Source organism: Shewanella sp. 4_MG-2023 (assembly GCF_030548015.1).
In the GTDB taxonomy this organism is placed as follows: Bacteria; Pseudomonadota; Gammaproteobacteria; order Enterobacterales; family Shewanellaceae; genus Shewanella.
The window spans coordinates 21,026-32,929 of sequence record NZ_JAUORL010000041.1 but is presented as its reverse complement, the minus strand read 5'-3'; the positions used below and the strand labels follow the sequence as shown (position 1 = coordinate 32,929).

Below are 11,904 nucleotides of genomic sequence, written 5' to 3'. Positions count from 1 at the left end.
ATGGTGCCCGAACCCGGAATCGAACCAGGGACACGAGGATTTTCAATCCTCTGCTCTACCGACTGAGCTATTCGGGCAACTAACTAAGCGTTAGTTTACTACTTCAAACTGGGTGCTAACTTAATCGTTAGAGCCTGTGTCGTTTGGAGTGCGCACATAGTATAGCGATGGTTTTAATCCTGCAAGTGCTTTTTTAAATGATTTTAATCGTTCGGCTAGTAAATGGCCAAACTGAGCGATTTTTTGCCTTTAATCGGTTTTTAATTCTATTAATTCAGTTTAACTCCAGTTTATTGGCTGAAAACACGGCTATTAAAGCCCAATTACGGTGATTTTTAGCAGCTTTAATCGATTTATCAAATTTAAAGCTTACTTGAATACGACTGGCTGGGTTTAGTCAGGACTCAATTAGTCTAATAGTTCTATTTTATCGAATGGTTTTGCCTATTTTTAGCGATATTCTTTTTGTTTTGTGTCGATATAATCATTCACATAGATTTTGACAAGGACAGCTTGATGTTAGCAAATACAAAAAATGGCTATGGTTTAGTGAGTATTAGTCTCCATTGGTTAAGTGCATTAACCGTTATTGGCTTATTCGGCTTAGGTTTTTGGATGGTTGATCTCACTTATTACAGTAGTTGGTATAAAACCGCGCCGGATATTCACAAAAGTGTTGGCATTTTATTGTTACTGGCAACGCTAGTGCGATTAGTGTGGCGCTTAGGCTCTGCGAAACCTCATGCAAAGAATAATCACAAGGCTTGGGAGCAAACGGCGGCTAAGTGGGCTCATGGAATGCTTTATCTATTAATGTTGGCCATTATGGCGACAGGCTTTTTAATTTCAACGGCTGATGGCCGCGGAATTTGGGTATTTGATTGGTTTGAAGTGCCGTCACTGGGCAGCTTTATTAACAACCAAGCTGATATTGCTGGCTTAGTTCATCAATATGCAGCCTATACATTAATAGCCCTAGTGATTATTCATGCTGCAGGCGCGGTAAAACACCAATTGATTGATAAGGATGGCACTTTATCAAGAATGATAAAACCTGCCACAAAATAGTTTTAACACCTACAGCACTTGAATCGAGCCTGTAACTCGACGAGCTGAGAACGCTAATTATTAGCTAGCAACACTTATTAGTACTTGAACATATCAATAATATTGAATTTATAATAAAGGGAATGACCAATGAAAAAGCAACTTTTAGCCACAGTATTATCTAGCGTTATCGGCGCTGCAATGTTACTACCATCAGTCGCTAATGCGGCCGATTATAAGATAGATACTCAAGGTGCCCACGCATCAATTCAATTTAAAGTAAATCATTTAGGCTATAGCTTTGTAGCTGGTCGTTTTAATGATTTCAGTGGTGATTTTAGTTACGATGCGGCAAAAATTGCTGACACTAATTTGAATGTCACCATCAATACAACGAGTGTTGACTCAAACCATGCCGAGCGTGATAAACATTTACGCAGTGCTGACTTTTTAAATACTGGCGCGTTTCCTCAGGCGCAGTACACCTCGACTAGTGTTGAAGACCAAGGCAATGGCAAGATATTGGTTAACGGTAATTTGACCTTAAATGGGGTGACTAAGCCTGTGGCTATTGCCGCTGAATTTGTTGGTGAAGGCCAAGATCCTTGGGGTGGTTATCGTGCTGGCTTTATTGGTACCACAGAATTTGCCATGAAAGACTTCGGTTTTAAAATGGATTTAGGCCCAGCGTCTGCCAATGTTAGCCTAGATTTGGTTATTGAAGGGATTAAGCAATAACGATTTGCCATAACATCTTGCAAGAAGGTTTACTAAAAACAACAAAGCCGTCAATGATATTAGTCATTGGCGGCTTTTTATGATGATTATTGTGCCGCTTTTAGAATAATACTGCCAAAAACATCAGCGTGTTTATAGCCGCGATTCATGTCGCCATTTAACGGCTTTATCGGGTGGGAGCCAATAAAGTTCTCTCTTTGTTTGGAGCCATCATTATCACAATAGGCCAGCATAAAACCCATTTGTTTGTTGGCTTGTAAGCTAACGGCTGCAACCTGCTGCTTATCAAAAGCGCTTAAGCTGTCATTGTAACTGTCAGGGAATACCGTTATCGCCATTTCCCAATAGATTTTTTGAGGGTTAACAGGGTCTCTCGACCATGCTGTGGTGATATGCTCATTAAAGGTGGCGGCCTTTTTTTGCGTGGTAAAATCAGCCACTTGTTTATCTAATGCCACATGATAGGCAAAAGCATTATGGCTATATTGATGCTCGCCACCTGAGCCATCTTCATCAATAAACACCTCTACGGTGTCATCATCCCAATACCGCACTGTGGGATCTGCGCTTTGATCAAATAGCACATCATCAATCACTTCAGTCAGTAGATAGAGCTTATTTTCACGCCAAAGCAGTTTATATTGGCCACTAAAATCATCGGCTGTTATTGCATCGCCGATGATCATTTGATCAATAGGTTGCCACTTAGCTTGTTGCCAATCAGATTCATCAGCAATGCCATCAAGGGTAATGGCTTTGTTAGCGTAGTTAACTTCAATAGGGGCATGCACATATTCGGCAGATGTTTTGTTTGTGCTTGGAGCCGTATCAGCATTTGCCATTGAAGCAATTGCGGTGCAATTTAATGCCAACAGGCAGGGCAGTATTAGGCCTTTAAGTGAGGCGTTGGCCTTATGTTTATGGCTCGCTTTATTAGTTGGTTTTTCAGTGCAGTCCATTGTCCAGTAAACTCCTAATGTTTAAGTCTTAAAGTCAGTATCTTATAGAATCATTTATTATTGGGCATATTCACACGCTTTGACATTAGTCGAAAGCGTTATCTTAATCAGTAGCTAGGATACTGATTTTTCAACTTGCGTTATTCAGCCAGCAACACGCTGATGCTATAGCTTGTATTAGTGCTGATAGCTAAAATATGCTCACCTGCAGCATTAGTCTGTAAGCTTTTACCGTTAACTAAAACCTGCTGGGATATGATGTCTGCTCGCCTTTGTATTGATACATCCACAGTTGCGCCGCGAAAACGCCTGCTTACCTTTAGGCTAGGCCAGTGCTTTGGTAGTTGTGGTTTGATTTTTAAGCCGTCGCTGCAGCCTTTTAGGCCACAAAGTTGCTCGATGATAATTCGGTAAATCCAAGCGACGGTTCCAGTATTAAATAACTGGCTCGATTTACCCGCATCATCAGGATATTGAAAATAAGCCCCGCGGTAATAGTTGGGAATAAACACGGGTAATTGACCTCGGGTGAGCTCATTTTGCACATCTTCAGCAGTTATCATGGTTTGTAATAGTTCAAATGCTTGCTCTGTTTCGCCTTGTTCAAATAGGGCGTATATATAAAATGCCCCAGCATGATTATAAACTGAACCATTTTCAGCGGTGCCAGGAAACTTTTGGGTTAATCTGCCCACTTGCTCATCCATTTGGGTATAAGCGGGAGCTAGCATCATCATCCCAAAAGGTGTTTGTAATTGCTGCTGGATTTGCGGCTGCATCAGTGACCAGCGCTGATCATTAACCGCGCCAGATAACATGGCAAAAGTTTGCGGGTTAAGATAAATGCGGCCTTGATGATTATCGCTTACACCAAAACAGTGACCTGCATCGGTAATACCGCGGGCAAACCATTCACCATCCCAGCAATGCTCAATTACGGCATCATTTAATTCAGCAGCAAGTTGGCTGAATTTTGATGCTTTATTGTCACAGTCCATTTGCTGGCAGACTTTTGCCCACAGTGTCATGCTGTAAGCACTTGCTAACGTCAACCAGCTTGAAACACCCAAGCCTTTATAGCCCACCATGTTCATCGGATCGCACCAATCGCCTTGGTTGATAAAGTTAAGGCCGCGGTTATCACGTTGAGAGTATAAGAACTCCAGCGCTAAACAAACGTGTTCCATCACTGAACGGTTTTCTTCACTGTCAGCAAAACCAATGGTTTGATTTAAGAAATCAAAGTCGGCGGTTTCATTTAAGTAAGCCTCAATACAAATCACTAGCCAGACACAATGATCCGTGTGGGGGATTTGATTGATGTATTTAAGCTCAGATTCAGGGTGCAATAAAATGCCATCCGGCATTTCACCATTGCGATGTTGCTGGGCGAGGGCGACTTCGAAGGCGGCTTTGGCCTTGTTAGGGTTGATATAAATCATCCCCATAGCGTCTTGAAGGTAGTTTCTGGTTTGTGGATCGGTGCTTAATCGATTGACATCGCCATGGTAAAAAACCTGTCTAGGTAGCCAATGATTGATGAAGTTATCAAGCTTAGGGGTTGAGGATAAAAGGCTTAAACAGCCATTTTCTCTACTGAGATACGCTTTGTATTTATTTTGAGCTTGAGTAAATTGTGCTGTTGAACTCAAATAGCGCTGTTTTAACTCACTGGCTTCGTGAGCATCTTTTACCGGCGCAAAAACAAACTTTAATGCCACTGCTGGCTTGATGTTATTGCTAGCGTCATCATAAGCGGCAAGCTTACGATTAAATTGCATTATCGCTGCAGGGGTTTGGTAATGAGCAGGCATGTTTTCTAGACGGTTATTACTGATAGCCGTTGGGTTATGTAAACCGCCTTCGCCTTCAAAAACACTTTGACGGGTTTCGTAACTATCAGGGGTTGTGTCAGTTAGAAATACCGTGGTGTCTTTAAAGTCTTGTTGAACAAAGTATTGATCAACTTTTTGATAGGGGGTGATTGAGTGACATAAAATTGCATTAAGTGAACGATCAAATTTTGCTGATTGATTCATCCACGACATATAGCCCACAGGAAAGTAGCTATAAACGCTGATATCTCGCGCCGTTTGACTTAGGTTATCAATGGATAATTGCCATAGCTCTGCGGTATCTTCAGTGGCTAAGGTTAAGCTTAGTTTGCAGTGTAGGTTGAGGTGCTTAACTTGCCAACTGACTTGATGCTGGCTAACGATAAACTCAAATGATGCCAATGATTGCCTTACTGGCTCATAGGGCAATGAGAATAGTTCGTTAGTGAGGTTATCTTTTATATAAAAAAATCGCCCAGGATGATGGCTAAAGTAGGCGTGTTCTGGCTGCATAAAGGTTTTGGCTTCTAATGCAGGCCCATGGGCATATTTAGCAGGTTCTGGCTGCATAAATTGCGCAGTCGCAAAACCCCGACAATTCATTTGAATCATCATGTTTTTATTCCATAAAAAACCACAGGCTTTTGGCATAGTGGTTGGACTATGCAAGCTAACGTTGCCATTTTTTTGATGGTAAGTAATCACTATTTAAATTCCTCAACTACTCGCTTGCAGGCTCTGATTTATCAATAGCTTGATAAAGCGACTGGTTAATTTGGCGCATTTTTTGTTCATCTAAGCTGTAGTGTTTAACAACCCAAACCGCTAATAAGGCAAAGCCTGCAGGGATGATGGTATTGAGCAGTAAAATCCCCATTAACGAGTCGGGTGATTGCTGCTGATTTGCCACATAACCCATGGATGACAGCATCCAACCGATCATCGCGCCTGCAAAAGCGCCGCCTAATTTTTGCGAAAAGGCTGCTGCTGAAAAAATCATCGCGGTGGCGCGGCGGCCATTTTTATATTGTGAGTAATCAGCAGTATCGGCATACATAGAAAATACCAACGGCGATTTAGGCCCTAAGCAAAATCCAATTAAGGCCTGCATAATAAACATCAAGGTAAGGTTGTGAGCTGGAATAAAGTAAAAGCCAGCCGAAAGTATGGCAACAATGGTCATTAAACCAATAAGCAGTGGGCGTTTATCAAAGTATTTGGTTAACAGTGGGGTTGAGGCGGCGCCTAGGGCAAGTGAGATCATATAAACCGCAGTAAAGGTGCCTATAAGATCTTCTCGGTTTACATAGTATTTAAAGTAAAAGGTGCCGGTACTGGCGCGTAAAGTAATGGTAAACATGATGATTAACGCTAAAGAGAATAAAATTAGCCATGGCTTGTTGTTGGTTAAATCGATGATGTCTTGTTTGATTGAGGTTTGTTGATTAGTTGGTGGCGCTATGCGCTCTTTAGTTGCAAAAAAAGTAAGGCAAAACAGCACCGCTGAAATAAGTCCATAACAGGCCATGGTCAGTTGCCAGCCTAATGCCTCATTACCCGCGCCAAGATAAGTAACTAATTCAGGCGTCATATAAGCAACTAAAGTACCGCCAGAAAAAGCACCGATAAATCTAAAACTGGTTAATGTGGTTCTTTCCTGACTATTACTGGTGACCACACCTAATAGCGCGCCGTAGGGCACGTTAATAAAGGTGTACGCCAGCATCATGAAAATGTAAGTGCCATAAGCCCAAATCAATTTACCATCATCACCTAAATCGGGCACTGTGAAGGTGAGTACACCAGCTGCAGCAATGGGAATAATGCCTAATATGAGGTAAGGGCGAAATTTGCCAAAGCGGGTGTTAGTTCTATCTGCGAGGGCGCCCATTAATGGGTCTGATACCGCATCGATTATGCGAGTCACTAACATCATGGTGCCAACAGCTGCAGCTGATATACCAAATACATCGGTGTAGAAAATAAATAAGAACACATCAAAAACACGCCAATAAAAGTTAGATGCCACATCCCCAAGGGCGTAACCAACTTTCTCTTTAAAGGATAACTTATCGAATGTGACCGATGTGTTTTTTACGCTGGTTGCTGATTGTTCCATAATCGTTTTTATACCTTGATTGTTGCAATCTAACTTGAAGGTATTACTTACAACTAACCCACTATTCACTTGTATTTACAACATCTTCGCTGGGTTGATACCTGATAAAGTGTAAGGCTTTAATATTTAGCACGCCTAAGTCACGCCTAAGTGTAAGCGCTTACATTGTGATTTTAATGTAAATTATTAATCATTTTTTGACCAGTATTAATTTAAATAAACTGAATATGATTTTTTGAAAAGAGGCGGGTAGAAGCGTTTTATTGATCTGGGATAAAGAGGCTAAGGTATTCAGCCCTTTTCCATCAAAGGGCTGAATAACATTTACTAAATAATTCTTATTGGATAATTGTTACTGGGTAACTGTTATTGAATAAGAAGCGACTCACTATTTAAGCATCTCGTTTACTCGTATAACCTGAGCGCGGTAACCCGTTGCGAACATATCGTGACTATTGATATTAATGCGCACAGCGGGTTTGGTTTCACCATAGCGATGCTCAACTAAAATAGATTTAACTTTACCTGTGGTGTCATCCATTTTTAAGTTGCCATAACCGCCACCTAAACCAAATAAACCAGCTGAGGCAAAGTAGCTCATCATGCTGTCTTTATCTTGCTGATATTTAACGATAGATGTTACTGGCGAGTAGCCTTGATAACCCAACTCGTCTTTACCGTATTGCCATACTTGGGTAACGGTTTTATTGGCCTCATCAATTTTGTATTCAACCGCGCGGGAATATTTTTCACTGGCAAACATCGGCTGACCAAGGTGTCTACCATCGCCATTATCAAATACGGTTAAAGTGCCCTTTTCAGGAACAAGATAAGCGGTATGGGACGTGTATGAGAAGTCAAAATCACTGCCTCGGCAACGACCCTTTTCATTACAGCTAAGTTTGTTACCTGTAGCATCAACTGGCGAGAGTAGCTTATCTTGGAACTTGTCACTCCAGCCTTTTTCAGGGCCTAATATCCATTTAACTTGTTTATCGCGGCCAATTTTGATTACCGCAGATTGATGACGTGAGCTAATAATGATGCTGTCATCTTTAGGGTCATAATCAATAGAGTTTACATGGACCCAGTTACGGCCTGTTTCTACTCCGTGAATATCACCATAAGGGGCATTCTTTAAATCGTCTAAGGTGGTTTGATGGCCAGCTTGATCAATATTGATATTTAAACAAACTGCACCGGCATCAAGGGATAATAATGCCGCATCACGCAGTGGGTCTAAAATAGTGTTTAAATCCCAGTAATCCACTAACTTACCTGTGTTATCAACCTCAATGATTTGATCGCGTATGGTGTTGACTAACATGCCATCAGCGCGGCGATAATCTTTGGCGGCGGCGCGAATAAAGATATTGCCGTTGGCAGCTTCAATCCCTTCGTGTGATGCATCGATAAAATTTCCCGGTAAATTGTGCTCTGAAATCATTCTTCCCATTAATGACATTTTTTTCCAGCCTTGGCCCTGTACCCACACCATGTTGCCGTCTTTAGTGACGTTCATGCCCATGGCGTAACCTGCGCTGTCATAATTTTTTGAGTTATGGGTGGTGTAAGGATTCAGATACCAACGAATATCACCGGCGGTATCGATAATGAAAAATCCTGGTTTCCCATCCCAAGAAAACGCCCCAGGTGCATCAGGGTTATTGTGGGATAACTGACCCGACTTTCCGTCTGGATTGGTCCAGTTTACAAAATAAAGGCGGTCTTTAAAGTCAGCGTCAACATGTTCTACTTCGACGATGGGCGCTTTAGCCCACTGGCTTTCTGAAAAGCCCATATCAATGTCTGGGGTTAGCATTTGATACTCGTGGCTGCGCTGCTTGCCGTTTTCAGTCCATTTAATTGTAAAGGTGTTCATAAAGGCAGGGTAGAGACCAAAAATTGGCACTCCACCTTCATCCATTACCCGCATATCATCAACTTGATAGTTTATGCTGACACCAGTTTCACCTTTGGCATGTATGGTGACATCCACATTGGAAATTTTATGGCCATTAAGAGTCACTAAAGCCGTTAGTGGGGCATTTTCATAGGGATTATGAATGATATAACCCAATGGCGCATCTGCCACTGGCATTGGCTTCATCCCCATGGGGTCTGCATTAACATTATTGATTGAATAAAGCAGTGACAAGGTCAATGCTGTATAAAGTATTGGCTTTAGCATGGGCACACTCTGAAATTAGTTATAGCGGCAGTATACCTTGGCATAATCGATAATAATGCAGTGTAACTAACAGAAAGTGTTATAATTTTTTACTTTTGATTAATAGCTCACGAAATAAGATTTTTAACTAAATTTAGGGAACTTTTGTGAATAGGCTGTGGAGTAACAACTATTTAAAAGCTATGGGGAAGTTAATTACAATTGTCTCAAAAGTGATTGGTAATTGATGCGAATAAAAAAGCCTACTTTATATCAACAAGCCGTTAGCGGTTTTAAAGTAGGCTCTTAAGCTATTCAGCTAGCTAAGGGGTTAGCTATTTAGTTACTCGTCTTCACTTGGAGGTACATAACCTTCAACGGCAACATCTTTGCCTTCAAATAAAAAGCTAACCATATTCTCTTCAAGTAGTTTACGGTCATCAACATTCATCATGTTAAGTTTGTTTTCATTGATTAGCATGGTTTGTTTTTTCTGCCAAAGTGCCCACGCTTCTTTACTGATTGAATCAAAGATACGCTTGCCTAGATCGCCAGGGTAAAGTTGAAAATCTAAACCTGGAGCTTCTTTCTTTAAATATACGCAATTAACATTACGAGCCATGATTATTCCTTAAAGGGATTCCTTGACGGGATCTACTGCTAAAAGAGCGGCTAAGTTAGATAAAATCCGCTCAGTTGCTGCGGCTAATCCAACTTTCGCGGGATGATGTATGTTATACCAGAGTGTCTGATTTTGTTCCATTACACTTGAGTCAATTTGAGGCGATTGTTGATTTTCGCCGAGATTAACTAAGATAGGCTGAATATCTAAATGAAAATGACTAAAAGTATGTCTAAATCCTGCAAGCCATTGTGATTGTTCATTATTGTTGTTTTTTGCTGCGGCATATTCATTGCTGCTGTGATTAAACCCATTAGCACTGATATGTGCAAGCAGCGCCGCCTCAGTATCAAATTGAGGAAAACACCATAAGCCGCCCCAAATGCCTGCTGGTGGTCTTTTATTGAGAATGACTTCACCATCTTTATGCAGTACTAGCATCCATGCAGATTTTACAGGAATGGTTTTTTTAGGCTTTTTACCGGGGAATTCTGTCTGTCGGCCAGCAAGTTGCGCTTTACAATCAATTGCAACAGGGCATTGAGCACAATTGGGTTTACTGCGAGTGCAAACCGCAGAGCCAATATCCATCATGGCTTGGTTAAATTTAACCACATCTTTTTGCGGGGTTAACTTATCCGTTAAGTGCCATAATTGTTGTTCAACTGCTTTTTGACCTGGCCAACCTTCAATTGCGCCGTGACGGGCAAGTACCCGTTTAACGTTACCATCTAATATTGAATGACGCTGACCAAGGGACAATGACAAAATGGCCCCAGCAGTCGAGCGGCCAATACCCGGTAAGGCTATGACTTCATCTAGCGCTTCAGGAAACTTGCCTGCATGTTGCTCACAAACTGTTTTAGCCGCTTTATGCAGATTACGGGCGCGGGCATAATAGCCTAACCCCGTCCAATGATGCAGTACATCATCTTCGCTGGCATTGGCAAGGGCTTTAATGTCGGGAAAGCTTTGCATGAATTTTTCATAGTAGGGGATAACAGTGGCAACTTGAGTTTGTTGCAGCATGATCTCTGAAATCCACACTCTATATGGGGTTTTATTGATTTGCCACGGTAAGGTCTTGCGTCCGTGTAAATCGTACCAAGCGGTGATCCGCTCAGAAAAGGAGTTAACTTTTTTCATCAGCGCAGTGTATATGGAGAATATTCTATAAACAAGGGAGCCTGTTAACTGATAAATACTTTAGTCATGGTGATTTTAAGATATACTTAGCCACTATTATTGGAACAAAGATGAAACTTTGAATAGTCGGCAATTTAAACGCTATTCAAATGATGAGGCATACATGAGCGACGTTACCACCGCTGAATTTAACGAAGATGGCAAATATATTCGTAAAATCAGAAGTTTTGTATTAAGAGAAGGCCGTTTAACCAAAGGCCAAGCAAACGCAATTGAAGCACATTGGCCTGCAATGGGTTTAGATTACACACCAGAAGCGATTAATTTAGCTGAAGTGTTTAAGCGTGATGCTGATACCGTATTAGAAATTGGTTTTGGTATGGGTGCATCTTTAGTTGAAATGGCTAAAGCGGCTCCTGAGTTAAACTACATTGGTATCGAAGTACATAAACCAGGTGTTGGCGCATGTTTAGTTGATGCCGGTGAAGCTGAAATTACTAATTTACGTGTTTATCATCATGACGCGATGGAAGTGCTTGAAAACAGCATTGCTGATGGCTCACTTGCCCGAGTACAATTATTTTTCCCAGATCCTTGGCACAAAAAACGTCATCACAAACGCCGTATTGTGCAAGCTGAATTTGCGCAATTAATTCGTCGTAAGCTTAAGATTGGCGGTGTTTTCCATATGGCAACAGATTGGGAAAACTACAGCGAGCACATGTTAGAAGTGATGTCTGTGGCTGAAGGTTATAAAAACCAATCAGCAACCAATACTGTAGTTGAACGTCCAGATCATCGCCCGCTAACTAAGTTCGAAGCCCGCGGCCATCGTTTAGGTCATGGCGTTTGGGACATAATGTTCGAACGTATTGCATAATTATAATAAAATATTGTTAAAATAAGCTATTTAATCAACTAACTAGGAAATAACCATGGCTAAGACCCGAACTCGCCGTTTACGTAAGAAACTACGCGTTGATGAATTCCAAGAATTTGGTTTTGATATCAACTGGACTTTTGATGAGTCAATTTCTGAAGCAGATATTGATAAAGCTGTTGATGAGTTCATTGAACAAGTCATTGAACCTCGTAAGCTAGGTTTCCATGGCGGCGGTCATAAAATGTGGGAAGGCATTATTGCAACACAAGAGATCGGTAAATGTACCGAAGAAGATGTTGCTGCTGTTAAAGCCTTCTGGGAAGCGAAAAAAGTGCCACAACTTGAAGTTAGTGCACTGTACGACATCTGGTGGGGCTAATATAGC

Annotated in this window: 10 protein-coding genes and 1 tRNA gene; 4 read left to right on the top strand and 7 right to left on the bottom strand. The window is 41.4% G+C overall.

Going from position 1 to position 11,904, the window contains the following annotated elements; all coding sequences use genetic code 11:
• Window position 1: 1 nt before the first annotated feature.
• A tRNA-Phe gene (locus Q4546_RS17510) sits at window positions 2–77 on the bottom strand.
• Between the two features lie 439 nt (window positions 78–516).
• Here Q4546_RS17510 and Q4546_RS17505 point away from each other — a divergent pair.
• Window positions 517–1,068: a cytochrome b gene (locus Q4546_RS17505; protein ID WP_102440638.1), complete on the top strand. Its 552-nt coding sequence runs from the start codon at window positions 517–519 to the stop codon at window positions 1,066–1,068.
• Between the two features lie 129 nt (window positions 1,069–1,197).
• Window positions 1,198–1,785 (top strand): YceI family protein, encoded by a 588-nt coding sequence (locus tag Q4546_RS17500; protein ID WP_102440637.1) that lies wholly within the window; start codon window positions 1,198–1,200, stop codon window positions 1,783–1,785.
• A gap of 86 nt (window positions 1,786–1,871) precedes the next feature.
• On the opposite strand, the gene Q4546_RS17495 is transcribed toward Q4546_RS17500, so the two are convergent.
• The 6 genes from Q4546_RS17495 to mutY form a co-directional block, all read right to left on the bottom strand.
• Window positions 1,872–2,744 (bottom strand): CBM9 family sugar-binding protein, encoded by an 873-nt coding sequence (locus Q4546_RS17495; protein WP_241904104.1) that lies wholly within the window; start codon window positions 2,742–2,744, stop codon window positions 1,872–1,874.
• Between the two features lie 140 nt (window positions 2,745–2,884).
• The gene (locus tag Q4546_RS17490) at window positions 2,885–5,284 is read right to left on the bottom strand and encodes a glycosyl hydrolase family 65 protein (protein WP_303446739.1); all 2,400 of its coding nucleotides are present in this window, start codon (window positions 5,282–5,284) and stop codon (window positions 2,885–2,887) included.
• A 16-nt stretch (window positions 5,285–5,300) separates the two neighbouring features.
• The gene (locus Q4546_RS17485) at window positions 5,301–6,698 is read right to left on the bottom strand and encodes an MFS transporter (protein WP_303446738.1); all 1,398 of its coding nucleotides are present in this window, start codon (window positions 6,696–6,698) and stop codon (window positions 5,301–5,303) included.
• 388 nt (window positions 6,699–7,086) lie between these two features.
• A complete protein-coding gene (locus Q4546_RS17480) occupies window positions 7,087–8,889 on the bottom strand; it encodes an aryl-sulfate sulfotransferase (protein WP_303446737.1) in 1,803 nt (600 codons plus the stop codon).
• 322 nt (window positions 8,890–9,211) lie between these two features.
• The gene (locus tag Q4546_RS17475) at window positions 9,212–9,490 is read right to left on the bottom strand and encodes an oxidative damage protection protein (protein ID WP_102440634.1); all 279 of its coding nucleotides are present in this window, start codon (window positions 9,488–9,490) and stop codon (window positions 9,212–9,214) included.
• A gap of 9 nt (window positions 9,491–9,499) precedes the next feature.
• Window positions 9,500–10,636 carry an A/G-specific adenine glycosylase gene (gene mutY, locus Q4546_RS17470; RefSeq protein ID WP_303446735.1) on the bottom strand — a complete coding sequence of 379 codons (1,137 nt, stop codon included), beginning with the start codon at window positions 10,634–10,636 and terminating at the stop codon, window positions 9,500–9,502.
• Between the two features lie 163 nt (window positions 10,637–10,799).
• Here mutY and trmB point away from each other — a divergent pair, with 163 nt between their 5' ends.
• Together trmB and Q4546_RS17460 are read left to right on the top strand one after the other, a co-directional pair.
• Window positions 10,800–11,516, top strand: a complete 717-nt coding sequence (gene trmB, locus Q4546_RS17465; protein WP_102440641.1) for a tRNA (guanosine(46)-N7)-methyltransferase TrmB — start codon at window positions 10,800–10,802, stop codon at window positions 11,514–11,516.
• A 55-nt stretch (window positions 11,517–11,571) separates the two neighbouring features.
• Window positions 11,572–11,898, top strand: a complete 327-nt coding sequence (locus tag Q4546_RS17460; protein ID WP_102440632.1) for a 50S ribosome-binding protein YggL — start codon at window positions 11,572–11,574, stop codon at window positions 11,896–11,898.
• The last annotated feature ends 6 nt before the right edge of the window (window positions 11,899–11,904 follow it).

Coding starts and splice junctions, on each gene's coding strand:
- Q4546_RS17475 (WP_102440634.1), bottom strand. CDS start 9,490: ATGGCTCGTAATGTTAATTGCGTATATTTAAAGAAAGAAGCTCCAGGT.
- Q4546_RS17460 (WP_102440632.1), top strand. CDS start 11,572: ATGGCTAAGACCCGAACTCGCCGTTTACGTAAGAAACTACGCGTTGAT.
- Q4546_RS17505 (WP_102440638.1), top strand. CDS start 517: ATGTTAGCAAATACAAAAAATGGCTATGGTTTAGTGAGTATTAGTCTC.
- mutY (WP_303446735.1), bottom strand. CDS start 10,636: ATGAAAAAAGTTAACTCCTTTTCTGAGCGGATCACCGCTTGGTACGAT.
- Q4546_RS17485 (WP_303446738.1), bottom strand. CDS start 6,698: ATGGAACAATCAGCAACCAGCGTAAAAAACACATCGGTCACATTCGAT.
- trmB (WP_102440641.1), top strand. CDS start 10,800: ATGAGCGACGTTACCACCGCTGAATTTAACGAAGATGGCAAATATATT.
- Q4546_RS17495 (WP_241904104.1), bottom strand. CDS start 2,744: ATGGACTGCACTGAAAAACCAACTAATAAAGCGAGCCATAAACATAAG.
- Q4546_RS17500 (WP_102440637.1), top strand. CDS start 1,198: ATGAAAAAGCAACTTTTAGCCACAGTATTATCTAGCGTTATCGGCGCT.
- Q4546_RS17480 (WP_303446737.1), bottom strand. CDS start 8,889: ATGCTAAAGCCAATACTTTATACAGCATTGACCTTGTCACTGCTTTAT.